Raw genomic sequence first — 22,200 nt, 5'->3', positions numbered from 1 at the left:
AGCGCAGGAGGAGAAGTGACGCGAAGGGCGACGACGAACTGCTGCCCGAGGCCGTTGAGTTCGGCCTTATCACGGAGAACCTTGAATGACGCGAAACCGGGCGGGAAGAGAGATCAACGCCGGGCGCCGTAACGCCGAGTTGGAGCGAGGATTAGCAGGGTGGTGGTTTTGGCGGCGGGGCTGGATAGGCGTCAAAAGCTGGAAACCCGCTACTCGTCCTGCCGTGAAACCAAAACGCCGCTCATCAGTCGTCCTGCTGCTTGCGGTGGCGGTGTTTTTCGATTTCCTCGGGCTCTTCATCGTCGATCCGCGTGATGTTCGAGGCATTGTGGTCTGATCGCAGGATCTCATCCAGTTTGGCGTGAATGGCCTGAGTGTCGCGGTGCTCGGCACGCTGGATGAACAGCGTCATGGCCCACGTAAACAAGGTAGCCGCTCCATGCCAGTCCAGGGTCTGTCGCTCGAAGATCATCCAAAGGATTGCGTAGACCAACAGGATCAGGAATGCCGCGGGGCGGGAGGTTAATGTGCCGATTGAGGTAAGCACGCCGGTGACGGGATGATTGGCCATGCGAAAGAACTCGCGGCAGTGACCGTGGTTCCCGACCGCAGTGCATCGCGCCGGCACGAGCCAGCTAGGCGCGACGGATGAATTCACGGCCCAGTGCTTGCCGATCGCAGCTACAACGATGACCACTCGATTGCCGGGCGCGCAATCATCAGCCAGAAAATGGCGAGCACGGCGCCGAAAGCTGGGAAGCCGAAGACAAACCAGCGTCTGAACAGCTGATGGTAGCGCTCGGGAGGAGGTTGGTTGGAGAGTGCGGCCTGTGTGGCTAGATTTCGCATCTCGATCTGCATCCACACGACAGGCAGCCAGAACAGGCCCGTCAAGATGTAGAGCAGGATCGAGAGAACGATCCATCCTTCGGACAGCGAATACCCCGCAACCCTAGCGAGGCCCAGTCCGGTCAGAGGTTGTGCGATAACGGCCGTAGCCGTGAACAGGAAATCAGCCAGCACGACAATGCGGGCGACGGCTGCGATCGTCGCGGCATTCCCGGTCCGGTGTGCCAAAAGCATGAAAAAAGCAATGCCGGCACCAGTTCCGAGCAGCACAGCAGCGCCGATCACGTGCAGGTATTTAAGCACGAAGTACGTCATCAGCGTTCCTCCAGAATGGCCAGCGCTGCAAAATGCAGAACGAGGATCGGGAGGATTTTGATCAACGGCCCGAGTGGCTCGAGCCAAAGATCCGGCCGCAGAATGCTCCCAGCGATCGCATAGAAAAGCGATACCGCGATTGCGCCGAAAAGACCAAGCCGGCTGGTTGGGCGCCAGGCGATAAGCGCCCCGACGGCGATGTCAGCCAGCGCGCCGGCGACTACCGCCGGTTCGGCCAAGGGGCGGGCAGCAGTGCCAATCAGCAAATCAACTCCGCTGCGCCAGCCGGCAGTGAGGGAAATGATGCCCGTCATGATCCAGAAGAGCGGCAAGATGACAAAGAGCGCCGGCTTGACGAAGTAAAGACCGGCGAACCATCGCTCCTGCACCGTCGCAGGATTTAAACGCAGTGCAGATGTAAGACTTGATGGTTGAATGCCGGTCGCCGTCATCCAGGGTTGGGGATCGCCGACAGCGCCTCGGGCAATCTCTTTTGCTGCATTGCTGCGCATCGGCGGGCGCCAGCCCAGCTGAGCCGCGGCATCCCCGAACCTGTACAAGATAGCTGCGGCCCAATTGGGCAAGATGAACTCCCGAGCACTGCTCCATCCGAACCAGCGGCGATAGCGACCCACGACCTCGCTCATCGAAAGTGCCTCGGGCCCAGCCAGGTCCAGCGTGAGGTGCGATGGGCTGCCGGGTTTGAGGAAGAACAGGACGGTGGAGATCACGTCATCGAGTTGGACGACTTGGAGACGGCCCGTGTCGGGCATCAACGGCAAGAGCAGCAACGCCGCGAGGCCGCGAAAAAGTGCACTTGCGCCGAAGGCCGGCCTTCCCAGTACTACGGAGGGGCGCAGGATGACCCAGTCAAGGCTACGTGCCATCAGTGCCTCATCGCCGGCGAGCTTGCTGGCGGAAAAGGCGGACGGCTGCTGGCGATCGACCCCGATGGCAGAAAAGTGGATCACCTTATTCACACCTGCGTGCTCACACGCGGTGAAGAGAGCCGAGGCGCCGGTAGAATGGACATGCCGGGTGTTTTCCTGGGCACTATCCTGCAGGACGCCGGCACAGTTTACGACGGCGTCCACACCGGCGAGATAGGGGGTCCAGTCCTGAGGTCGCAAGGCCCGCGCCATATCCAGGGAAACGGTTGGGATCTCCGGGTGGACGCCAGTGTCTGCGTGGTGAAGCACGCGGACCACTTCATGTCTCTCGCCGGCCAGGCGCGCGCAAAGCGCGGCTCCAATCAGACCTGACGCGCCGGTGACGAGAATTTTCATTCCTTCCTCCAGCCGTTCGCCAGCGCGTGCCCGTCCATCAACCCAGCGGCTGCGCCTGGGAGAACTCTAGCAAAGCCGAAGCCGGTAGTCTCACGCCGGGTGGAACAGGTTCCGGGCATCAACGCAGCCAAAGGTGAGCCGGTAGGGTGCGTTCGCATCTGCAGGTCAACTTCGCCGGAAGTTCGTCGCGGGCTCGGCGCAATCGCGGAGGTCGTTATGAATGTGAGTTCCAGCCTTGGCGGCGTCTCCGAACGCAACAGCAATTTGATTGAGCCCCTCGGCCACGTCGCCAATGGCATAGAGTCCTGGCGTTGAAGTCTCAAGGTGTCGGTTGACCAGGACATAGCCTTCTGCGTCACAGTTAGCCCCCAGAGCAACCGCGAGTTCGGAGCGTACGTCGCTGCCCATCGAAGGGTACACCACATCGATGTTGCGCATCGGGGCGCCCTCGGCCATGACGACATCGAACCCGGTTCGTCGAGGGATCAGGTCATCGACGCCGCGGGCAGCTTCGGAAACATCATCCTGGTTATTGGCGAGCAAGGCGACCTGACTGCCATATCCCTTCAGGAACAGAGCCTCCCTGACGGCGAGATGCTCCGGACCAACAACGCCGATGCGGCTACCCCGGGCCTCATATGCATCGCAAACCGGGCACAGTCTGACAATGCCGGTTGCGATCGCCTCCTCCAGTCTTTCAATGGGAGGTGCCTTGTCCACAATGCCCGTTGCCAGAATCACGCGCCTTGCTTGGACAATCCCGCAGGTGGTCGTCAGGACAAAAAAACCCTCGCGTTTTTCGGCGTGGCCTACGCAACCATGGACAAGGCTCGCGCCGTATAGCTGTGCCTGGGCTCGTAGGCGGCCGAGCAGTTCTTCCCCGCTGATGCCGTCGGGGAAGCCGGGACAGTTGCGGGATTTTGGGATGAGCTTGGCACGCGCATGCCCCGCGTCGAGCGAGATCACCGAACGCAGAAACCTGGCTAAATACATGGCTGCAGCGAGCCCCGCGGGGCCGCCGCCGACGATGGCAACGTCAAAAACTTGTTTGCCCGAAAAACTTGGTTCGCCCGAAAAGCTTGGCATAGGGCCTAACTTCAACTCAACAGGCTTGTTCCACAGGGTCGAAATGGACGCAATCAGGATGCACACTGCGCGATAAGAGTGAACTCCAATCGAGTCGTGAAGAGAAAGGCCACTGCCTCATCAAGCCTGCAAAAACCTCGTGGCTCCCAACGCTGTGAGTACAGCGCCACTGGGAAAGTGAACGCATCATGGAACTTCGGCTCATCGTCGCGCTTAGTTTGGCGAAAGGGTGGTCTGAGATGAGCGCGACCAGAGAGTTTTTTCAAAACTGGCTACAGGAGAATGTCGGCACACTTCCTGGTCGAGAGGAAGTCAGCGTCGCGGTGCTCGCTCAGCAATTCGAGCAAGATGCCGAGGTGGCCGGTTATGGGCGTGAAGTAAGGGAGGACGAACTCGGAAACATCGAAGATGCTATCGTGCAAGCGATCGAGAACGCCGGGTCCGGGGTGCAGAGCCCGAGCTCCGAAAAGAGCGATCCGGCACCTGTAATGGACGCGTTGGAGGTCGATGATGCCAAGAGCGGACCGTAGCCCCTGACACCTTCTTCTGTTCGCCTGAACAAGCCCCCCGGGCTGCTATACGAGCTGAAAAACGGACCTTAGGTGCTTTCCCGTTAGTTCCATGCACCATTGAGGAACATTCCTGCCGCCACGGCGTTAGGAAAGTTCCTTCACACCCGGTGCGCCCGTGCTGACTGCTACCCTTCCAGGCGAATGGCTGACCCGGCATGATCAGGGTCACATCTCGCGGCGGGCCGCTCTTGCGGGTATTTGTTGCTGGCTATTGGGTGCTTCCGCAGAAGCCGCGCCACAGCCATCGCCGCTCGTGCGATTTGGCGTGCTGGGATTTGGCACCGCCGCCTGGGAAGTTGACGTCATGCGGCGACATGCGTTGGACACCATGCACGGCGTATCAATCGAGGCTCAGCGGCTTGCCGGTATCGAAGCCGGTAAGACCGCATTGCTGGCCGGCAGCGTCGACGTCATCGTTTCGGACTGGGTGTGGGTCATGCGCCAGCGCAGCGAAGGCGCTGATCTGGTCTTTTATCCCTATTCTCGTGCCGTCGGCGCGCTGGAACTGCCGCAAGGCTCGCCCATTCGAACTTTTGCGGACCTCAAGGGCAAAAGGCTGGGGATCGCAGGTGGTCCGCTGGACAAAAGCTGGATCCTGTTGCGCGCGCTCGGCCTCCGTCAGGTGAAGCGCGATCTTGCTGAAGAGGTGGAGCCAGTGTTCGGCGCGCCGCCTTTGTTGGAGCAGGAATTTCTGGCGGGGCGACTGGATGCACTGCTGACGTTCTGGAATTTCGCCGCCCGTCTCGAGTCAGAGGGGGCAAGGCCTCTGCTCAGTGTCGCGCAAATCCTGCAGGGGCTTGGCGTATCCGTGGACTTGCCGATGCTCGGCTACGTCTTCCATGAAAGCTGGGCGCGGGCCAACCCGATAGCCCTCGCGCGATTCACGAGCGCGACCGCGGCAGCGAAGTCGCTGCTCGAGTCTTCGGACGACGAATGGCGGGTGCTCGCGCCCCAATTGGGCACGGACGATCCTCACCTACAGGCGGCGCTACGCGCCGCCTATCGAGCCGGAATCCCTCGTCGGTTCGGCAAAGACGAACGTGATGGCGCGGCCCGGTTGTTTGCAATCCTGGCCGAATTGGGCGGCGAGGATCTGGTCGGCAAGGCGACGAGCCTCGATCCTGGTGTCTTCCGGGCCATACCGGCTTGAGCTCGCGCCAATGACCGATGTCCCAGCGTTCCCCATCACAATGCAGCGTTGTCAATCCACTGCGGCATTGCTGACCATGGTGCTCGTCTGGCAGATTGCATCATCGATCGCCGCCGATCGGCTGTTTCCTGGTCCGGTCCAGGTTGTTTCGGTTCTCCTGCACGAAGCGGTTCGGGGCGAGCTGCCATACCATTTGGGCATCTCGCTTGCGCGCGTCGTGGCAAGCCTCGGGTCGGCAATAGTCATCGGCGCGGCCCTTGGCTACGCGGCAGGCCGCTCGCACAGAGCCGACATATGGATGAGGCCTTGGATCGTGTTACTCCTCAACATGCCGGCGCTGATCACGGTCATTCTAATTTATATCTGGCTTGGTCTTGCCGAGACCGCGCTTGTCCTTGCGGTCGCGCTCAACAAGATCCCCAATGTCGTGGTGACTATTCGTGAAGGCGCCAGCCGGCTGGACAAGGACTTTGCCGAAATGGCTGAGCTCTATCGCTTCGGGCGTGCTGCAAAGCTGCAGCATGTCGTGCTGCCGCAATTGGCGCCGTTCTTTCTCGTCACCCTGCGCAGCGGGCTGGCATTGACGTGGAAGATCGTGTTGCTCGCCGAACTGCTCGGCCGCTCCAACGGCGTCGGGTTCCAGCTACAGGTCTATTTTCAGAACTTCGACGTCACCCACATCCTTGCCTATGCGATCAGCTTCGGCGTTGTGATGCTTGCCATAGAGTATGGACTGTTTGTGCCGTTGGAACGTCGTCTGTTCGCCTGGCGACGCTGATGCTGAGGATCAGGATCGAGGACAAGACTTTCCCCGGTGACGACGGACAGCGCCGGACGATCTTTCGCGCGCTGTCGCTTGATATAGCCGACGGACAGGTCTGCGTCCTGACCGGCCCTTCCGGTGTCGGCAAGTCGACGCTGCTGTCGATCGTTTCGGGCGTCGACCGCGAATTTCGCGGCAGCGTGAGCGGACGACCGCTTCCGATAGGCATGCTGTTCCAGACACCGAGGCTGCTGCCCTGGCTCACCGCCTTGCGCAATGTAGAGATGGCCATCCCGGATCGCGCGCCCGATGCGGCCCGGTGGCTTGCCGCTGTCGACCTGAAAGGCAATGAGAAGAGCTATCCGCAGCGACTCTCGGGCGGCATGGCGCGGCGCGTAGCGCTTGCCCGGGCGCTCGCCGTGGAGCCTGCGCTCCTGCTCCTCGACGAGCCATTCGCTTCACTCGACGAGGCGACCGCGCAAGACATGCGCCGCCTGCTGCAGGATTGTTTCGCCAGTCGGCGGACTACCACGCTGCTGGTTACGCATGATCTCGCATATGCCTCGTCGCTGGGTGATCGGGTTATTGTTCTGGAGGGATCGCCGGCCCGCATCGTGCGCGATGTCGCAATCTCTCGTGGCGATGAAGCGGGATCGTCGCGCTTTGGGCTGGGGGCGACACAATGAGACTGTTGCTGGGCCTTCTCTTTCTTTTGCTGATCACCGGCCCTGGCGCCACCGAGCAACAGACGATGGTGATCGGGTATATCGGCCAGGAGCGCAAACCGGCTCTGCCCCTTGGACCCCTTGATGAAACCGTGACCGACGACGGCCTGCAAGGCGCACGGCTCGGCATTGCCGACGACGAAAGCACCGGCCGGTTTCTTGGGCAGAAATTTCGGCTGGAGGAAAGGATATTGAAACCAACCGAAACGCCGGACGACGCGGTAAGACAATTCGCCGATGCCGGCATCGCCTTTGTCGTCGCCGATCTCGACGCCAGTCAGCTTCTACAGGCCAGTGCCGCGCCCGGTGCCGAGCAGATGACGTTGCTCAACAGCCGGGCGCCGGACGACGTGCTTCGCCAGCAGGACTGCCGTGGGAACGTCCTGCACACGATCCCGAGCCGCGCCATGCTCGCCGACGGGCTGGCGCAATATCTCGCCTGGAAGCGCTGGCAGCGTTGGTTCCTGCTTGTGGGGCCGCATTCGCAGGATCAGGCGATGGCTGCGGCCTTTCGACGGGCGGCGGCTCGCTTCGGAGCCGAGATCACGATCGACCAGCCGTGGACATTCAGGCCCGCCAACGGACGTGCCGATACAGGGCATGTCACGCTGCAGACCGAAATACCCGCGGTCACGCAGGTCAGCGACTATGATGTGCTCGTGGTCGCCGACGAGGCGGATGAATTCGGCGCCTATCTGGAGGGCCGCACTGCGCTGCCGAGAATCGTCGCCGGCACGCAAGGGCTTGTCGCCACAGGCTGGAGCGCTGTCAGCGAGGAATGGGGCGCCACGCAACTGCAGGACCGTTTCCACAGGCAGGCAGGGCGCTGGATGTTGCCCAGCGACTACGCGGCCTGGCTCGCTGTGCGCAGTATCGGCGAAGCGGCGACGCGCCTGCACAGTCTCGATCCCGCGGCAATCGGCAGATATATACGCGGCGACGCGTTTCTTCTCGCTGGCTTCAAGGGGCAGGGGCTTAGTTTCCGTCCCTGGGACGGACAGATGCGCCAGCCCATTTTGATCGCCGGGCCTCGCCTCTTGATTTCCAGCTCACCGCAACCGGGCTTCCTGCATCAGCGCACGCCGCTCGACACGCTGGGCATCGACCTGGAGGAGAGCACATGCAAGTTCTGATGACGCTGTTGTTGGCGGCGTTCGCTCTTGCTGCTCCCGCCGCCGCCGAGACCATCTACGTTTCCAATGAGCAGGATAATACCGTCGCGGTCGTCGACGGCGTGACAATGACTTTGCTGGCGACGATCGATGTCGGCCGCCGTCCGCGCGGGCTGGCGCTGTCGATCGACAACAAGATGCTTTTCGTCGCGGAAGGCGACGACAACCGCATCGACGTGGTCGACGTCGCGAAGCGGCGGGTCGTCGGCGAATTGCCTTCGGGAGCCGATCCGGAATTCTTCGCAGTCCATCCCGATGGCAAGCGGCTGTTCGTCGCCAACGAGAATGACAATCTGGTGTCGGTGGTGGACATCGCCGCGGCCAAGGTCATCGGCACCGTGGATGTCGGCGTCGAACCGGAAGGAATGGCGGCCAGCGCCGACGGCCGCTATGTCGCCTGCACTTCGGAGACCACCAGCATGGTGCATCTGATCGACGCAGGCACGCTTGAACTCGTCGACAATCTGCTGGTCGATACCCGGCCGCGCGCGGCTTTATTCTCGCCGGACGGTAAGCAATTCTGGGTGTCCTCGGAGATCCGGGGCACCGTCACCGTCTTCGACACGGCAACGCGCGCGCAGACCGGCAAAGTCGAGTTCGAGGTGCCGGGTATACGACGCGAGGGCGTGCAGGCGGTCGGCATGGCGACGTCCCGCGATGGCACGACCGTCTATGTGGCGCTCGGCCCCGCCAACAGGATTGCGGAAGTCGATGTGAAAACGCTGGCGGTCCGTCGGCTCTACCTTGTTGGTCAACGACCCTGGCACGTTGCGCTCTCCGGCGACCAGAAGCGCCTGGTCACCGCAAACGGGAATTCCGGCGATATCTCGTTTATCGATCTGGAAAACCAGGAGGTGGTGAAATCGCTGCCGGTGGGGCGGGGGCCGTGGGGCGTCGTGATCGGGCCATGAACGCCTTGTCGGTCGAGAATCTGGGCCATAGTTTCGGGAACCGGCGGGTTCTCGACGGCGTCTCTTTCTCTGTGGCCCAAGGCAGGATGTGCATCTTGCTAGGCCGCAACGGCGCCGGCAAGACGACGTTGTTCTCGCTGATCACCGGTCTTTATCACGCCCGCTCCGGCTCGGTGCATGTCTTCGACCAGGCGATGGATGTCAACCCGTCCGCCGCGTTGGCGCAGATGGGCGTCGTCTTCCAGTTGCCGACCCTCGATCTCGATCTGACGGCCGGCGAGAACCTGCGTTACCACGCGGCCTTGCATGGCCTTAGCCAGGCCTTGAGCAAGGAGCGCTCCATCCACGAACTCGGCCGGCTGGACGTGCTGGACAGGATCGACGATCCTGCCCGAGCGCTTTCCGGGGGACAGCGTCGCCGTGTCGAGATAGCACGCGCTCTGATGCATAGCCCACGCCTTTTGCTGCTGGATGAGCCGACCACCGGGCTCGACGTGCCGGGCCGCCGCGCGCTCGAGCGGCACGTGCGGGAGCTTTGCCGCCAGCGCGGCATTGCCGTCCTGTGGGCAACACATTTTCTGGAAGAACTAACGGCGGATGACGATGTGGTGGTGCTGCATCGAGGCACAATGCGGTGGGCCGGCCGCGCCGATCGGCTGGCTGCCGATCTCGGTGTAGCGAGCACGGGCGAGGCCTTCGCGTCGCTGACGGAGTCCGAATGAAAACGTCTCACGCGGTGCGCGCGCTCAACGGCATCCTGCGCAGGGAGATGCTGCGCACGTTGCGGCAACGCGGCCGGCTGCTCTCGGCGATGGTACGGCCGCTGGTCTGGCTGGCAATCTTTGCCGCTGGCTTCCGCTCCGTTCTCGGTCTGTCGATCACGCCACCCTACCAGACCTATGTTCTCTATGACGTATATGTGGTGCCTGGGCTAGCGGCCATGATGCTGCTCTTCCATGCCATGGCGAGTTCGCTGGCCATGGTCTACGATCGCGAGATGGGCAGCATGCGCCTGTTGTTGACCGCACCATTGCCGCGCTGGTACCTGCTTGCGGCGCGCCTGCTGGCCAGCGTGATCGTCGGCGTGCCGCTGGTCTATTTGTTTCTGTTGGTCGCGCGTTTCTGGGATGTGCGGCCGCCCGTTCTCGGCTACGTCGCGGTATTTCCGGCGCTCGTGCTGGCGGGCCTCATGCTTGGCGCGTTCGGCCTGCTTGTCTCCTCGGTTTCGTCACAGATGGAGAACTTTGCCGGTGTCATGAATTTCGTCATCTTTCCGGTGTTCTTTGCCTCGACGGCGCTCTATCCGCTGTGGCGGCTTGCCGAGGCGGGACCGGTGCTGGCAACAATCGCCGCCTGGAACCCGTTCAGCTCGGCGGTCGAGCTGATACGCTTCGCGCTCTATCTGCGGTTCGATCCTGTCGCGGCGTTTGTGGTCCTTGGCTGCCTCGTCGCCTTCTTCCTCGCGGCGGTCATCGGCTACGATCCCGGCCGCGGCTTGTGGTCCCGGCGCGGCGGCGAGGGATGAATTACCTCAACGCGTAGAGATAAGCGGCGATGTCCCGCGCCTGTTGCTCGGTGATCCTCGTCGACGGCATGGCCGTGTGCGGATTGACTTCCCTCGCCGAGCGTATCCAGCGGATCATGTTCTCCGGATTGTTTGCCAGCAGGCCACCGATAAAGACCCTGTCGGCAAGGCCACCGTCTAGGCGGGGTCCGACCTGGCCTTGCGCACCCGGCACGCCGGGTATCGTATGGCAGCCGGAGCAGCCATTCGCCGTCATGATTGGAATGGCGCGGGCGCCTACACCGCCGGTCGCCGCATCCGACTCGTGCCGGACGCGCTCGCGCCTGTCGGACCACAAAGTCGCCGCTGCGACAGCCGCGGTCAGCAGCAGGATTGCGGCAAGGGCGCCCCCGATCAGCCTACCCAGGTCGGAGCGCATGTGTTGCCTCCCTGGTTGCGCTGCTGCTTATCCAGAGGCCGGCGAGCAGCAGGGCGGCGCCGCCATAGACCAAGCCGGCCGGAACCCACATTACCAATCCGGCGAGCTGCTGGTCCTCGATCGCGGTCATTCCCCACAATGCCGCGCCGGCGCCATTCTCCGGATACCAGAGTTTGGGCGACATCAGCAGCAGGACACCGAGCAGGCCGGTATGGAGCGAGGTGAAGAAAAGATGCATGACGGAGTTGCCATAGGTCTGCTGTCGACCGGGGCGCGGTAGGAGCGCCCACCAGAACAGCAAGGCTGTGCCGAGGAAGCTCGCATGCTGGGCATAATGAAGAAAGCCCTGCTGGAGCGCTGCCTGGAACAACGCCGGAATGTGCCAGATCCAGATGGCGACGCCGTGAATGATCGTCGCGTTGAGGGGACGGATCACCAGGGCCCAAACCGATTGCAGCGTCTTTGCGCGCGTGAGCTTGCCCGTCCCGCGGCGAAGTGCGGCCGGCAAGGACCAGAGCAGGACTGCGCCTGGGCAAGCGGCGACAAGGAGGGGCGCCGCCACCGCCATCAGCAGTTCATGCTCCATCATATGGGCGGCAAACACCCGCTCGCCGAGCGCATGGATGGGGCTGACCAGTGCTGCCGTCAGCACGCCCCAACCGGCGGCGAAAAACAACGCCTGCCGCATCCGCTCGGGACGGCCTCGGCTGCTGCGGCGCCACAACCGAGTCGCTCCGATGGTATAAAGGAAGGCAATCGCGGCCAGCGGAAACGTGATGGGAAATGCGAGCGTCCATCCGGCCTCGGGCGCGCCGGCGCCGTAGCAGATCGAGGTCGAGAAGAACGCGTCGAAGCTCATCGCAGGCACTCGTCGAGAATGAGAGCCGCGCTGCCTTGCATGATGATGACGAGGGCAAACAGCAATGCCGCAAGCATGCCGAGATCGGCGACGAACTGCTCGGAGCTGCGCGTGCGCTCAGGCTTGAAGGCGGCGCCGCCCTGCCGCTTCGCCCGCCATGACAAGGCACCGCCGAGCAGCGAAAGCACGGCGAGCACCAGTGCCACGGGAAGCACCACCGGCACCTGGCGGTTGCACTGCCATGGTACGAGTGCGTAGTTCAGCTGCGTCGAGATTGCCCAAGCCACCGGCCCCGACAGAAGACCACCCCAGGACGTTCCCATTTTCAACGCACGCATCAGCCTAGCCTCGGCATCCAGTAGATGAGCAGATAGATCGGGATCCAGGTCAGCACCACGAAATCCCAATAGAAGACATTGTCGCCGACATCGCCGAAGCGCCGGCCGCTATAGCCGTGGCGTGTGAACATCAGCACCGTCAAAACGATGGTGTCGCCGACATCGGTGATCAGGTGTGTGGTGTGCAGCCCGAGCAGCACCCAGAGCATCGAGCCATAGGCGTTCGTGTCCCAGTAGATGTTCAGCGCCGGGAATTCGAACCAGCGCACGACAAGCGGGGCCAGACCGAGCAGCGACATCACCACCAGCCCGATCCGCACCGGCACGATCGCGCATTGCTTGGCATGGCCGTGGAGGATGTGATTCGGCACCACGCTGATGATGAACAGGATGGTGACGATCGTTCCGGGCCAATGGTTGGGGTGCGGGGCGCTTAGACGCCAGTTGGGCCACAAAGTGGCGAGATAGAGATAAGCGCCGGATGCCAACGCAAAGCCCATGCCTTCCAGCGCCATGAAGCCGAGCGTTCCCCACCAGGTCGGACTCCGGGGGCCATGTCCAAAGGTCGGGAGGGCGGAAAGATCCAAGTTGGGACGCTGGTTCATTCCTCGTCCTCCGGGTTGTCCTTGGGCCAGAACCAGCCGATCAAGGTGATGGCAATCGGCGCAGCGCCCCAGACGATCGCCCAGGGCGTGAAGATCGAATAGACAAACGTACCGCCGACGGCGATTGCCGCCAGCAGCGGCCAGATCGACGGTGTCGCCGATTTCTCGCGAATGTCGGGATGGGCTTCCGCCACGGTTGAGATCAACAGCTCACGGACATCGACGCGGAGTCCGGTCGCCACAGGCAGCGCCTCGCGTTCGGCCCAGAGCGGTTCGACATGTGTGACAATCGGTATCCGCGCGAAATTATAGCTTGGCGGCGGCGAAGACGTCGCCCATTCGAGCGTACCGGCATCCCAGGGATTGTTTCCGGCCAGTGCGCCCTTCAACGCGCCGTGTACAAGATTGAACGTGAACAGTACGAAGCTGAGGAAAAAGAGCACCGCGCCGGCGCTGATGAACAGGTTGATGTTGCCCCAGCCAAGCTCGGCCGGATAGGTGTAGACCCTTCGTGGCATGCCCCAGAGCCCGACGAGATGCATTGGGAAAAAAGCCGCGTTGAAGCCGATGAAAGCCAGCCAGAAATGCCAGCGCCCGAGACGCTCGCTCATCATGCGGCCGCTGATCTTGGGGAACCAGAAGTAGGCCGCGCCCAGCAGCGGGAAGACCGAACCGCCGATCAGCACGTAATGGAAATGGGCGACGACGAAATAGGTGTCGTGCACCTGGAGGTCCAGCGGCACCGAAGCGAGCATGACGCCGGTGAGGCCGCCGATGACGAAGATGAAAAAGAAGCCGAACACGAACAGCAGCGGCGTGCGGATCACCGGCCTGCCGTCCCACAAGGTCGCCAGCCAGCAGAAGATCTGAACGCCATTGGGGATGGCGATCAGCATGCTCGACGCGGTGAAGAAGCTGGCGCCGAGCTTGGGTAGTCCCGTCGCGAACATGTGATGGACCCAGAGGCCGAACGAAAGGAAGCCGACGGCGATCAGCGACAGGACCAGCCCGAGATGCCCGAACACGGGACGCCGGGCGAAGACCGGGATGATCGCGGAGACCATGCCCGTCGCCGGCAGGAAGATGATGTAGACCTCGGGATGGCCAAAGAACCAGAACAGATGCTGGAAGAGCAGTGCGTCGCCGCCCTCGGCCGGGTTGAAGATATGTGTGCCAACCAGCCGGTCGAGGATCAGGAAGGTCGAGGTGATCATCACCGCGGGCATGGCGAAGACGACGACGAAGGAGGTAACCAGCATTGCCCAGACGTAGAGCGGAATCCTGTCCAGCGACATGCCGGGGGCTCGCTGCTTGAACACGGTGACGATGGTTGCCACCGCGACGGCCAGTGAGGATACTTCTGTATAAGTGATCATCTGGGCCCAGACGTCGGCCCGCTTGCCCGGCGCGAATTCGGGGCCTGACAGCGGCACATAAGCAAACCAGCCGACGTCGGGCGCCATGTTGAGCGCGAAAGACACCCAGGCGAATATGCCGCCCGAAACATAGATCCAGTAGCTGAACGCGTTCAGGCGGGGAAAGGCGATGTTGCGGCTGCCGACCATCAGCGGCACGAGATAGATGCCTGTCGCCTGCACGATGGGCACGGCGAACAGGAACATCATGGTTACGCCATGCATCGTGAACAGCTGGTTGTAGAGGTCCGGGTCGATCAGACCGCGCTGCGGCCCTGAGAGCTGGATGCGCATGGCGACAGCGTTGAGCCCGCCCAGGCACAGAAACACGAAGGCGGTGATCAGATAGCGCCGTGCGACGACCTTGTGGTCGACGCTCGACAGCGCGCCGATGATGCCGGGAGGCGTGCGCCATGTCCGCGCCAGCCAGCGATCCAGGCTGGCATCGTCCATGCCGGTGTCGCGCGGTCCGTCATGCTCGGGTGCGACGTCGCCTGTGGCGGGCGTTTCGCGCGGCAGGTCGCGTTCGCTTGTGAGGTCCGCGCTGCTCATTTAAGCGCCTCGAGATAGGCGACCATGGCGTTGAGCTCGTCGCCGCTGAGCTCCACCACCGGCATGTGGGATCCGGGCTTGATGCCCTGTGGGTCGGCTATCCAGGCGGCGAGATTGCCGCGGCTCATTGTCAATGTCCCGGCGGCAAGCGTCTGCCGGCTGGCTATATGGGTGAGGTCAGGGGCGACCGTTCCTCCGGCAGGCGTGCCGCCTATTCTGTGACACATCACGCAAGGGCGCTTCAGAAACAGATCCTGGCCGGCCTTGGCTTCGTCCCCCGTCGGAGTAGCGGCCGGCTGCAACTGGTCGTTCCACCAGGCGTCGAACTTCGCACGCGGCTCGGCGATGATGAAGGTGCCCATGTTTGCGTGCTGCGCCCCGCAGAACTCGGCGCATTGACCTCGGTAAACACCAGGCTTGTCTGCCTTGAGGTCGAGCACGTTCATGTGGCCGGGAATGAGGTCGAGCTTGCCCGAAAGGCTCGGGATCCAGAAGGAATGGATGACGTCGGTCGAGGTCAGAAGAAGCCGCACCGGCTCCCCGGCGGGGATATGGATCTCGTTCGCCGTGGTCAGGATGCGGCTTGGCGTGGCATCCTCATAGCGCACCTCCCACCACCATTGATGGCCGGTGACCCGAATGGTCAGTGCGGCATCCGAGCCGATCGCGGCGAGCGTCCTGTTGGCGAAGAAGCTCAGCAAGGTCAGTCCGATCAGGACAATGGCGGTCAACCCGACGGCGGTCATCACCGCGCGCAGCTTCCGGTCGTCGGCGCCGGCCTTGATCGCGAGCGGCTCCGCCTGCGCGCGCGACCGCATCATCAAGGGCACGACGAGGGCGATCATCACCAGCACCCACACCACGGCGCAGAGCGCGGTGAAGAACCAGATCAGCCATGCCAGTTCGCTCGCCGCGGGACCTTTCGGGTCGAGGGCGGATTGCCAGCCCGCGCATCCCTGGAGCAACAGAGCGCCGGCGGTGGCGAACGCCATCGAGACGAGACGTTTCACGGCGACTTCCCCAGCGTGGCCGCGTCGGGCATGCGGTTTTCCGACGGATGCGCCATCATGTCGTCATTGCGTTGCGGCGCGGCGGAAGATGGCGCGTTGCCGCTCAGCGAGCGCACGAAAGCCGCAAGCTCCCAGATCTGGTCGTCGGGAATCTTGTCGCGGAAGCTCGGCATGCCGTTTGGCCGACCGTCGCGGATCGTGGCATGGATGCTTTCGATCGAGCTGCCATAGAGCCACTTCTGGTCCATCAGGGCCGGCCCCATGCCGCCGCCGCCATTGGCGTGGCATCCCGAACAGTTGAACCAGCCGAAAAGCCGTTTCCCTTCGCTCATATGGAAGGCGTTGGCCTCGAAGCTCGCCGCCTTGTTATCGCTGGCGGGGGGGCGCTGTCCGCCGGGCTCCAGCGTGGTCACAGGCGTCGGCTGCTCGCCCGATCCGAGCGCCGATTGCGGGCGCGTGTCACGTTCCTCGCGCTGGCAGGCAGCGAGCGCCAGGACTGGAAACAGGAGCATGGCCACAACGGCTCTCATCGCACCGGGCTCCCCGAGGCATCGAGGCGCGGCACGCCATACTGTGACAGCAAGGCATCTATCTCGACCTTGTGCCTGGACAGGGCGCCATTGACATCGCCGCGCAGCGCATCGTCTTCGCGGCGGACGCCCATCGAGATGTCGTAGATCATCGGCAGTTGCGGTCCGTCGATGCGGGGCGCAACCGGCGTGATGCGGAGCGGCACCTTCTGCCTGGCGGCGAAGTAGCCGGCGAGGGGGCCCCAGACCACGGCAAGGTCGATCTCGCCATTCGCCACCGCTTCGACGATGCGCGCCGGCGGGTTGGGGGCGGAATAATCGCCATAGACCGGATAGCCAACGAGGTGCCCGACGATACCGCGGCGGCCAAGCGCCTGGACCGGAGGCGAATTGGCGCCATCGTCGCCGATGAGCTGAACACCGATCCGCATGTCGCGCAGCCGCGGATCATTGAACGATGCTACGTCGGGGCCGTCCCTGCGGGTGACGAAGACATAGGACGATCGGTAGTAGGGCGTGGTGGTGCGCAGCATTTCGAGGTTGCTCGGCGTGCCCGGCACGAGATCGCACAGGCCCGCCTTCAGCGTGTTGCGGATGAAGCCGCGACGCTGCGCCCACCAGGTATAGGTCAGCTTGGCGCCGAGATCGGACGCAACGATTTCGGCGATCCTGTTCTCGAAGCCCTGACCTGCCGCGTTGGAGAACGGCAGGTTGTTCGGATCGGCGCAGACCCTCAGCTCACGTGCGTCGGCTGTGGCCGTCAAGAACACGAAGGCGATCGCGGCCATGCCGATCGCCAGTCGTTGACACGCCTTTCGCGCCGGACCTACGGTCAAGTACAATTCATCAAGGCAGCCGGAACACATAAAGCGTGCCTCCCGAGGTTGTCGCGTTCTTCAGATCCTTCATGGCATTGACGAAACCGAGCGCGGCGGTGGCGTCACGCGGATCAAGATCGCCCGATACAATGGCGCCGGCCCAGCCGCCGACGCCTGAGAGGATGGCGACATATTGGTGCCCGTCGGGACCGCGATAGGTGATGGGCTGGCCGATGATCCCGGACGAGGTCTTGAACTGCCAAAGCAGGTCTCCAGTCTTGGCGCTAACCGCCTTGAACCAGCCTTCCATCGTGCCATAGAAGACAACGTCGCCGGCGGTCACTACCGCGCCGCTCCACACCGGGAAATTCTCCTTGAGGCTCCAGGCGGGTTTCTCCGCGGCGATGTCCCAGGCGGTGAAGGCGCCGCGATTACCGCCAGGCCCTGGTATCATGCGGACGTTCATGCCTACATAGGGCGTGCCGGCGATGTAGTTCACCTCGACGCCTTCTTCATCCATGCACAGATTGTTGTGCGGGATGTAGAGCAGGCCGGTCTTCGGCGAGAACGCGGAAGGCTGCCAGTCCTTGAGGCCCGACGCCGTCGGACAGATATCGCGAACGACCTTGCCGGTGCCGGTCTTCTTGTCCGGGTTTACGATCAGCCGACCGGTTTTCAGATCCACGCCTTTGCTGGAGTTGACCGGACCAAAGGGTTTTGCCGACAGCACCTCGCCGGTGGTCCGGTCGAGGATGTAGAGATAGCCGTTGCGCTCCGGCCGGATCAGCACCTTGCGCGGCTTGCCCTGCCAGGCCATGTCGAGCAGGATCTGCTCGTTGATGCCGTCATAGTCGTGGAGGTCATGCGGGCTCCACTGATAGAACCATTTCGCCGCGCCGGTGTCGGGATCGCGCGCGAAAATGCCAGACGTCCACTTGTTGTCGCCCGGCCGCAAATCCGGATTCCATGGTCCGGGATTGCCGGTGCCGTGGAAGATCAGGTTCAGATCGGGATCATAGGAAATCCAGCCCCACATGTTGCCGCCGCCGATCTTCCAGGCTTCCGGCGGCCACGTCGTGACGCCAAGATCCTTGCCTTTGTCCATGTCGTAGTGCGGCTTGAAGTCCGGTCCGATCAGCACGTCCTTGTCCGGCCCTGTGCTATAGGCGATCCAGACGACATGACCGTCGCCGGCGTCGAGCGCCTTTACCCAGCCGCGAACGCCCATCTCGCCGCCGGAATTGCCGACCAGCACTTTGCCCTTCACCACAAGCGGCGCCATGGTGATGGTCTCGCCGATGTTGATGTTGCCGACATGAGTGTTCCAGATCGGCTTGCCCGTGTTCGCATCAAGGGCAATCGTGTGGCCGTCCAGCGTATTGAAAAAGATGCGCCCGTCGGCGAATGCCACCCCGCGGTTGACGACGTCGCAGCAGGCCACTCCCTGTGCCGCCGGCTCGGGATTGGGTTCGTACTTCCACTTCATCGGGGCGCCGGGCTTGGAGAGATCGAGCGCATAGACGAAGTTGGGAAAGGGCGTCACGATATACATGGTGTTGCCGACGACCAGCGGCGCTGCTTCCTGGCCCTTGTTCACGCCTGTCGAGAACGTGAACGCGACCTGCAGGTTCTTGACGTTGCCTTCATTGATCTCGGAGAGTTCGCTGAAGCGCGTCGACGCGTAGTTCTTGGCCGGCATCGTCCATTGGCCGTCATCGGGTGGCGAAGCTGCGGCTGGCGGTACGATCGCTGGTGTTTTAGGAGGCTCGGACGCAGCGCCCAGAAGCAGCAGGCAGGCGAGCAGCGTCACCAGAAGGATAGCGCCAAAGGAATTCCCGGCTGCCAATTTGCGGGTACGTCGTTCTACGTCAACGCGCGTCAATGCCAACTGGGGCATAGCTTTCATTTATTGATCGAGCCTCCCACGCCGGCGCCGAGTTCGGCCGCGATGTCGGCCTCCGTTCCGGCACAAAGCGGATGGCCCCAGCCCGAAGCGCTTTTGCCGCCGGGGTCCAGATCGTAGACAATGGCATCCTTGCGATTTGGATTGACGCCTGCCGGGACCTTGTCGAAGCCGAGCGCCGCGCGGATACGCCAGGCGACATTGTGATCGGCGCATGAGGAGTCGCCTGAAACGCCGAGGCCGCCGACAATGCTCTTGCCGTCGTAGAGGGCAAGCCCGCCGCCAAACACCACGACGCCTCCGATCGGCTTGCCGACGAGCGGGTCGCCGGCGCTTCCGAACGTTTTGGGATCGCCCGTATAGGCCGCGGCCTGGTTGACGGGATTGGTCTCCTGCAGGCCAAATAGCGGCCCGCCCGGCTGCACCCCCGCATAGAGATTGGCCGTAGAGAGGGCCATCTGAGCCAGGCTGAGACCGTTGGCCGTGTTGGCTTTCTCCGCTGCTATGAGCCGACTTCCCGGCCATTGCGAGTCGGGGGTGGGGCCGCTGAACGCAATCGCGCAGACAGTGCCGTCACGGGCAACGATGGCTGCCCATTCGTTGGTTTCAAAGCCGCCATTGGCTGGTCCGCCGCTTGCCTTCACGTTGGCTTTGAGGGCTGCAAGCAGCTTGTCGTGGTCGGCCGGACAGGGTTCCTGCGCCATGGCCTCGTGCCCGTGGAACAGGCCACCCATCAGCAACAGCAGGCCAAAAAGAGGTACGAAAAGCTGATAGCGAGACATTGTCCTGGCATTCGTTTACATAACAAGGACCACCCCGGCAGACGGCAGAATGCGAGGATACGTCCAATGCGTCAGTGCCTAACTCGCGTAATGCTTCTATGTTCCTGCTTTGCATAAAATTCATGCAGTTGGATTTGGGTGCAGGTGTTCAATCAAAGCATGGGACCTGGACACCCGTGGCCACATGCCAAGCAATGAGGCAAACGCGGCTGATCCGGGAAAATGCGATCGGGACAGCGCAGACGCACCCGCCCTAACAAACCCTGTTGCCTTGTCACGGCGTTCGACGATGGATGATCTCTTCAATAAGTTTCGCGTCGGCTTCGTATTCCGCGGCCCGCGCAGCCATTTGACTGGCCAGGCTGTGTCTTTCCCGCGCGGCTTCGCGTTTTGCCGTACGTTTCGCCAACTCAGCCCGCTGCTGGTGCGCTCTTAAAAGGCTCCAAAGAGCCTGCTCCGCATCGTCAGCCTGGGCCTGCATCAAAACGTCTGCTCCGAACGCATGTCCGGTGTGGCAGCGGTAACGGGTAATCGGCCCGTCTTCTATCTCCCATAGGGGGCCATGACATTCGGGGCAGACAAATGTCGAGGGGGTGCCAAGCTGGCCTTCGGTCAATTCCATTGTGCTGTGCTCCTGAGCTGCAATCGCTGCCTCAAGGCGGATGCCGGACGGGATTTCTGGTGTCGGTCCTGCGATTTCGGAAGCAAGCCTGTGCAACAGGCCAGCCATTTCGGACAGAGGGACGCAATGGTCGATTTCCACATTCTGCAAGGCGCTCAGCGGCATGTCGGGTACTGCAGCGTCGCCGGGGTCCTGGACTACGCTGACGCCTCCGCACATCTTGATTGCGTGCAGGCCGGCGGTGCCGTCGGAGAGGCTGCCTGTGAGCACGACGCCGATCACGCTGCCGCCAAAGCTGCAGGCCGCCGATCGAAACAGGGGGTCGATGGCGGGGCGCGCCAGGTTCTCGCGCGGCCCGCGCCGCAGCAGCATATGATCGTCATGTAACAGAAGGTGAGCTCCCGGCGGTGCAACGAAGATGTGCCCGTTTTTAGCCTTCATGCCGTTGGAGGCATTTGCAACGGGCATGTTGGCAGCGCGACCGAGAATGTCGCCGAGGTAACTCGTGGGACCAACGTGCTGTACGACGAGGAGAGCCGCCGGGATGTCCGGCGAAAGATCGCGGACAAGTCTCTTCAGCGCGTCGACGCCGCCGGCCGATGCTCCGATTGTCACGATGCACCGGTTCTCGCAACCGTCGGGACGGACCTTGTCCGGCTGGCCCGCACGCTCCGAATCTGATCGTGGTGCGGCGGTGGCCATGGTTGCTTCACCCACATTCAGCACAGATGTCGATGCGAGCGCTCCGGCCAGTCCGTTGCTGGTCGGGCGCCCTGCCTTCGTCGGTGTTAGCTTCCGGCCGCATCGCGGAACATAGATGCCCGCGTCGGCTCTGTACTAACGCCTACGTGCGCGTTTGACAGCAGCCTCTGCCACGGCCGGGGCCTCCTGAATGCTTGCCGCGCCGCCGAAATCGGCGTTCTTGGTACGGCCAGCTCCCGGGCCTGCTCCTAGATCAGCGCCTGTTGTCGGATCGGAAGCCGGATCGGAAAGCGTACGGTCGGCCATCCTGGCCACCACCTTCATGTCTTTGGCCCCCAGCTTGACAGTTGCCAGGCCGTCTCCGCCGTCGACGGGCATCACCTCTTCAAGGTCATCGATCCGATCCCACTCTTCGCCGGAATTCCATGGGCCAGCGACATCGCCGTCGCCTTGAGAGGTGTTGACATACATGCTGGCGTACTTCTCTACGCCTGGGAGCTTGCCGGAAGGGAAATTGTTTTCGATCGCGTAGAGTGCTTTCTCAAACGACTTCTGGTGCGCGATCTCGCGGGTCATCAGGAAGCCGAGCGCGTCCTTGATTCCCGGGTCGTCGGTGATGTTGATGAGGCGTTCGTAAACGATCTTGGCGCGGGCTTCGGCGGCGATATTCGACCGCAAATCCACCGTAGGTTCACCGCGCGAGTCGACATAGGCCGCGGTCCAGGGAACGCCGGCTGAGTCGCACAGCGCGGGAGCGCCGCCGAACAGAATTGATTCCTTGGCTGTTGTGCCGCTGGCGCCGATCATCAGGTAAAGGTCGGCTTCCTTCATTTGGCCCTCGGCCAGCTGTGCCTTGAGCCCCTTGTTGAGCATGGTGACGATTGATCCCACCACTTCGAGATGGCTGAGTTCTTCGGTCGCAATATCGAGCAACATGTCACGACGGCCAAGATCGTCCTCGCCAAGCCCTTGCGTGAAATAGCGCATGGCCGCTGCAAGCTCGCCATCGGCGCCGCCGAACTGTTCCATGATCATGCAGGCCAGGCGAGGATTCGGCTCCGAGACGCGAACGGTGTATTGCAGGCGCTTGTTGTGCATGAACATGGAAATCTCTCCGGTTAGATCATCCGAACATCCCCGCAAGATGATTGTTCCATCCGGCCATCGGCCAGCGAGCATTTTTACGGCAGCTTCAGTGTTGAGCATCGCAGGGAGCCAGAGGCGGCATTTATTTCTCCGACCGGTGACCGGCGGCAACGAGATTTCGATCGTGCTGCGCCATCACGGCAATG

Annotated in this window: 24 protein-coding genes; 8 read left to right on the top strand and 16 right to left on the bottom strand. The window is 62.6% G+C overall.

Annotation, left to right across the window (positions count from 1 at the left end; all coding sequences use genetic code 11):
- Window positions 1-244: 244 nt before the first annotated feature.
- The 4 genes from NKI32_RS19385 to NKI32_RS19370 form a co-directional block, all read right to left on the bottom strand.
- Window positions 245-571, bottom strand: a complete 327-nt coding sequence (locus tag NKI32_RS19385) for a low affinity iron permease family protein (RefSeq protein WP_023687797.1) — start codon at window positions 569-571, stop codon at window positions 245-247.
- A gap of 110 nt (window positions 572-681) precedes the next feature.
- A complete protein-coding gene (locus tag NKI32_RS19380) occupies window positions 682-1,164 on the bottom strand; it encodes a DUF2269 family protein (protein WP_023741841.1) in 483 nt (160 codons plus the stop codon).
- Window positions 1,164-2,450 (bottom strand): SDR family oxidoreductase, encoded by a 1,287-nt coding sequence (locus NKI32_RS19375; RefSeq protein WP_353003200.1) that lies wholly within the window; start codon window positions 2,448-2,450, stop codon window positions 1,164-1,166. Before NKI32_RS19375 ends, NKI32_RS19380 begins: the two co-directional genes overlap by 1 nt.
- A gap of 165 nt (window positions 2,451-2,615) precedes the next feature.
- On the bottom strand, window positions 2,616-3,536 hold the full coding sequence (locus tag NKI32_RS19370; RefSeq protein WP_353003198.1) for an NAD(P)/FAD-dependent oxidoreductase: 921 nt from the start codon (window positions 3,534-3,536) through the stop codon (window positions 2,616-2,618).
- 188 nt (window positions 3,537-3,724) lie between these two features.
- Here NKI32_RS19370 and NKI32_RS19365 point away from each other — a divergent pair, with 188 nt between their 5' ends.
- The 8 genes from NKI32_RS19365 to NKI32_RS19330 all read left to right on the top strand — a co-directional run bounded on the left by NKI32_RS19365 (window position 3,725) and on the right by NKI32_RS19330 (window position 10,354).
- Complete coding sequence (locus tag NKI32_RS19365; protein ID WP_023667997.1) at window positions 3,725-4,066, top strand: DUF768 domain-containing protein; 342 nt, start codon at window positions 3,725-3,727, stop codon at window positions 4,064-4,066.
- A gap of 370 nt (window positions 4,067-4,436) precedes the next feature.
- Window positions 4,437-5,258, top strand: a complete 822-nt coding sequence (locus tag NKI32_RS19360) for an ABC transporter substrate-binding protein (RefSeq protein WP_353003223.1) — start codon at window positions 4,437-4,439, stop codon at window positions 5,256-5,258.
- A complete protein-coding gene (locus tag NKI32_RS19355) occupies window positions 5,152-6,036 on the top strand; it encodes an ABC transporter permease (RefSeq protein ID WP_352512458.1) in 885 nt (294 codons plus the stop codon). The genes NKI32_RS19360 and NKI32_RS19355 overlap by 107 nt, the downstream gene beginning before the upstream one ends.
- A complete protein-coding gene (locus NKI32_RS19350) occupies window positions 6,036-6,707 on the top strand; it encodes an ABC transporter ATP-binding protein (RefSeq protein ID WP_352512460.1) in 672 nt (223 codons plus the stop codon). Before NKI32_RS19355 ends, NKI32_RS19350 begins: the two co-directional genes overlap by 1 nt.
- Window positions 6,704-7,879 carry a lanthanide ABC transporter ABC transporter substrate-binding protein PedA1 gene (locus tag NKI32_RS19345; RefSeq protein WP_023714660.1) on the top strand — a complete coding sequence of 392 codons (1,176 nt, stop codon included), beginning with the start codon at window positions 6,704-6,706 and terminating at the stop codon, window positions 7,877-7,879. Before NKI32_RS19350 ends, NKI32_RS19345 begins: the two co-directional genes overlap by 4 nt.
- The gene (locus NKI32_RS19340; RefSeq protein WP_031203155.1) at window positions 7,867-8,829 is read left to right on the top strand and encodes a PQQ-dependent catabolism-associated beta-propeller protein; all 963 of its coding nucleotides are present in this window, start codon (window positions 7,867-7,869) and stop codon (window positions 8,827-8,829) included. The genes NKI32_RS19345 and NKI32_RS19340 overlap by 13 nt, the downstream gene beginning before the upstream one ends.
- Window positions 8,826-9,551, top strand: a complete 726-nt coding sequence (locus NKI32_RS19335) for a lanthanide ABC transporter ATP-binding protein PedB/LutE (RefSeq protein ID WP_353003195.1) — start codon at window positions 8,826-8,828, stop codon at window positions 9,549-9,551. Before NKI32_RS19340 ends, NKI32_RS19335 begins: the two co-directional genes overlap by 4 nt.
- Window positions 9,548-10,354 carry a lanthanide ABC transporter permease protein PedC gene (locus NKI32_RS19330; RefSeq protein ID WP_353003193.1) on the top strand — a complete coding sequence of 269 codons (807 nt, stop codon included), beginning with the start codon at window positions 9,548-9,550 and terminating at the stop codon, window positions 10,352-10,354. The genes NKI32_RS19335 and NKI32_RS19330 overlap by 4 nt, the downstream gene beginning before the upstream one ends.
- Before the next feature lies 1 nt (window position 10,355).
- Here NKI32_RS19330 and NKI32_RS19325 read toward each other — a convergent pair whose 3' ends face one another.
- The 12 genes from NKI32_RS19325 to NKI32_RS19270 all read right to left on the bottom strand — a co-directional run bounded on the left by NKI32_RS19325 (window position 10,356) and on the right by NKI32_RS19270 (window position 22,012).
- Window positions 10,356-10,772, bottom strand: coding sequence for a c-type cytochrome (locus NKI32_RS19325; RefSeq protein ID WP_352673090.1), 417 nt, complete (start codon window positions 10,770-10,772; stop codon window positions 10,356-10,358).
- Complete coding sequence (locus tag NKI32_RS19320; protein ID WP_352512466.1) at window positions 10,753-11,631, bottom strand: cytochrome c oxidase assembly protein; 879 nt, start codon at window positions 11,629-11,631, stop codon at window positions 10,753-10,755. The genes NKI32_RS19325 and NKI32_RS19320 overlap by 20 nt, the downstream gene beginning before the upstream one ends.
- Window positions 11,628-11,969, bottom strand: a complete 342-nt coding sequence (locus NKI32_RS19315; protein WP_352512468.1) for a hypothetical protein — start codon at window positions 11,967-11,969, stop codon at window positions 11,628-11,630. Before NKI32_RS19315 ends, NKI32_RS19320 begins: the two co-directional genes overlap by 4 nt.
- Window positions 11,969-12,574, bottom strand: coding sequence for a cytochrome c oxidase subunit 3 (locus NKI32_RS19310; RefSeq protein WP_352512470.1), 606 nt, complete (start codon window positions 12,572-12,574; stop codon window positions 11,969-11,971). Before NKI32_RS19310 ends, NKI32_RS19315 begins: the two co-directional genes overlap by 1 nt.
- On the bottom strand, window positions 12,571-14,541 hold the full coding sequence (ctaD, locus tag NKI32_RS19305) for a cytochrome c oxidase subunit I (protein WP_353003190.1): 1,971 nt from the start codon (window positions 14,539-14,541) through the stop codon (window positions 12,571-12,573). The genes NKI32_RS19310 and ctaD overlap by 4 nt, the downstream gene beginning before the upstream one ends.
- Window positions 14,538-15,551: a cytochrome c oxidase subunit II gene (coxB, locus tag NKI32_RS19300; protein WP_023668010.1), complete on the bottom strand. Its 1,014-nt coding sequence runs from the start codon at window positions 15,549-15,551 to the stop codon at window positions 14,538-14,540. The genes ctaD and coxB overlap by 4 nt, the downstream gene beginning before the upstream one ends.
- Window positions 15,548-16,081, bottom strand: coding sequence for a c-type cytochrome (locus NKI32_RS19295; protein ID WP_023668011.1), 534 nt, complete (start codon window positions 16,079-16,081; stop codon window positions 15,548-15,550). The genes coxB and NKI32_RS19295 overlap by 4 nt, the downstream gene beginning before the upstream one ends.
- Window positions 16,078-16,869: a substrate-binding domain-containing protein gene (locus NKI32_RS19290; RefSeq protein WP_353003188.1), complete on the bottom strand. Its 792-nt coding sequence runs from the start codon at window positions 16,867-16,869 to the stop codon at window positions 16,078-16,080. Before NKI32_RS19290 ends, NKI32_RS19295 begins: the two co-directional genes overlap by 4 nt.
- Before the next feature lie 58 nt (window positions 16,870-16,927).
- On the bottom strand, window positions 16,928-18,805 hold the full coding sequence (locus tag NKI32_RS19285) for a methanol/ethanol family PQQ-dependent dehydrogenase (RefSeq protein WP_353003186.1): 1,878 nt from the start codon (window positions 18,803-18,805) through the stop codon (window positions 16,928-16,930).
- Window positions 18,802-19,584, bottom strand: a complete 783-nt coding sequence (locus tag NKI32_RS19280) for a heme-binding protein (RefSeq protein ID WP_353003184.1) — start codon at window positions 19,582-19,584, stop codon at window positions 18,802-18,804. The genes NKI32_RS19285 and NKI32_RS19280 overlap by 4 nt, the downstream gene beginning before the upstream one ends.
- A gap of 274 nt (window positions 19,585-19,858) precedes the next feature.
- Complete coding sequence (locus NKI32_RS19275) at window positions 19,859-20,908, bottom strand: chemotaxis protein CheB (RefSeq protein ID WP_353003182.1); 1,050 nt, start codon at window positions 20,906-20,908, stop codon at window positions 19,859-19,861.
- Between the two features lie 135 nt (window positions 20,909-21,043).
- Window positions 21,044-22,012 (bottom strand): manganese catalase family protein, encoded by a 969-nt coding sequence (locus tag NKI32_RS19270; protein ID WP_023681124.1) that lies wholly within the window; start codon window positions 22,010-22,012, stop codon window positions 21,044-21,046.
- Window positions 22,013-22,200 lie beyond the last annotated feature (188 nt).

The organism is Mesorhizobium sp. M0761, assembly GCF_040320205.1.
Lineage (GTDB): Bacteria > Pseudomonadota > Alphaproteobacteria > Rhizobiales > Rhizobiaceae > Mesorhizobium.
Note: the sequence above shows the minus strand (reverse complement) of the source record. Positions and strands in the feature narration are given on the sequence as shown.

Coding starts and splice junctions, on each gene's coding strand:
- NKI32_RS19385 (WP_023687797.1), bottom strand. CDS start 571: ATGGCCAATCATCCCGTCACCGGCGTGCTTACCTCAATCGGCACATTA.
- NKI32_RS19380 (WP_023741841.1), bottom strand. CDS start 1,164: ATGACGTACTTCGTGCTTAAATACCTGCACGTGATCGGCGCTGCTGTG.
- NKI32_RS19375 (WP_353003200.1), bottom strand. CDS start 2,450: ATGAAAATTCTCGTCACCGGCGCGTCAGGTCTGATTGGAGCCGCGCTT.
- NKI32_RS19370 (WP_353003198.1), bottom strand. CDS start 3,536: ATGCCAAGCTTTTCGGGCGAACCAAGTTTTTCGGGCAAACAAGTTTTT.
- NKI32_RS19365 (WP_023667997.1), top strand. CDS start 3,725: ATGGAACTTCGGCTCATCGTCGCGCTTAGTTTGGCGAAAGGGTGGTCT.
- NKI32_RS19360 (WP_353003223.1), top strand. CDS start 4,437: ATGCACGGCGTATCAATCGAGGCTCAGCGGCTTGCCGGTATCGAAGCC.
- NKI32_RS19355 (WP_352512458.1), top strand. CDS start 5,152: ATGGCGCGGCCCGGTTGTTTGCAATCCTGGCCGAATTGGGCGGCGAGG.
- NKI32_RS19350 (WP_352512460.1), top strand. CDS start 6,036: ATGCTGAGGATCAGGATCGAGGACAAGACTTTCCCCGGTGACGACGGA.
- NKI32_RS19345 (WP_023714660.1), top strand. CDS start 6,704: ATGAGACTGTTGCTGGGCCTTCTCTTTCTTTTGCTGATCACCGGCCCT.
- NKI32_RS19340 (WP_031203155.1), top strand. CDS start 7,867: ATGCAAGTTCTGATGACGCTGTTGTTGGCGGCGTTCGCTCTTGCTGCT.
- NKI32_RS19335 (WP_353003195.1), top strand. CDS start 8,826: ATGAACGCCTTGTCGGTCGAGAATCTGGGCCATAGTTTCGGGAACCGG.
- NKI32_RS19330 (WP_353003193.1), top strand. CDS start 9,548: ATGAAAACGTCTCACGCGGTGCGCGCGCTCAACGGCATCCTGCGCAGG.
- NKI32_RS19325 (WP_352673090.1), bottom strand. CDS start 10,772: ATGCGCTCCGACCTGGGTAGGCTGATCGGGGGCGCCCTTGCCGCAATC.
- NKI32_RS19320 (WP_352512466.1), bottom strand. CDS start 11,631: ATGAGCTTCGACGCGTTCTTCTCGACCTCGATCTGCTACGGCGCCGGC.
- NKI32_RS19315 (WP_352512468.1), bottom strand. CDS start 11,969: ATGCGTGCGTTGAAAATGGGAACGTCCTGGGGTGGTCTTCTGTCGGGG.
- NKI32_RS19310 (WP_352512470.1), bottom strand. CDS start 12,574: ATGAACCAGCGTCCCAACTTGGATCTTTCCGCCCTCCCGACCTTTGGA.
- ctaD (WP_353003190.1), bottom strand. CDS start 14,541: ATGAGCAGCGCGGACCTCACAAGCGAACGCGACCTGCCGCGCGAAACG.
- NKI32_RS19295 (WP_023668011.1), bottom strand. CDS start 16,081: ATGAGAGCCGTTGTGGCCATGCTCCTGTTTCCAGTCCTGGCGCTCGCT.
- NKI32_RS19290 (WP_353003188.1), bottom strand. CDS start 16,869: ATGGCCGCGATCGCCTTCGTGTTCTTGACGGCCACAGCCGACGCACGT.
- NKI32_RS19285 (WP_353003186.1), bottom strand. CDS start 18,805: ATGAAAGCTATGCCCCAGTTGGCATTGACGCGCGTTGACGTAGAACGA.
- NKI32_RS19280 (WP_353003184.1), bottom strand. CDS start 19,584: ATGTCTCGCTATCAGCTTTTCGTACCTCTTTTTGGCCTGCTGTTGCTG.
- NKI32_RS19275 (WP_353003182.1), bottom strand. CDS start 20,908: ATGGCCACCGCCGCACCACGATCAGATTCGGAGCGTGCGGGCCAGCCG.
- NKI32_RS19270 (WP_023681124.1), bottom strand. CDS start 22,012: ATGTTCATGCACAACAAGCGCCTGCAATACACCGTTCGCGTCTCGGAG.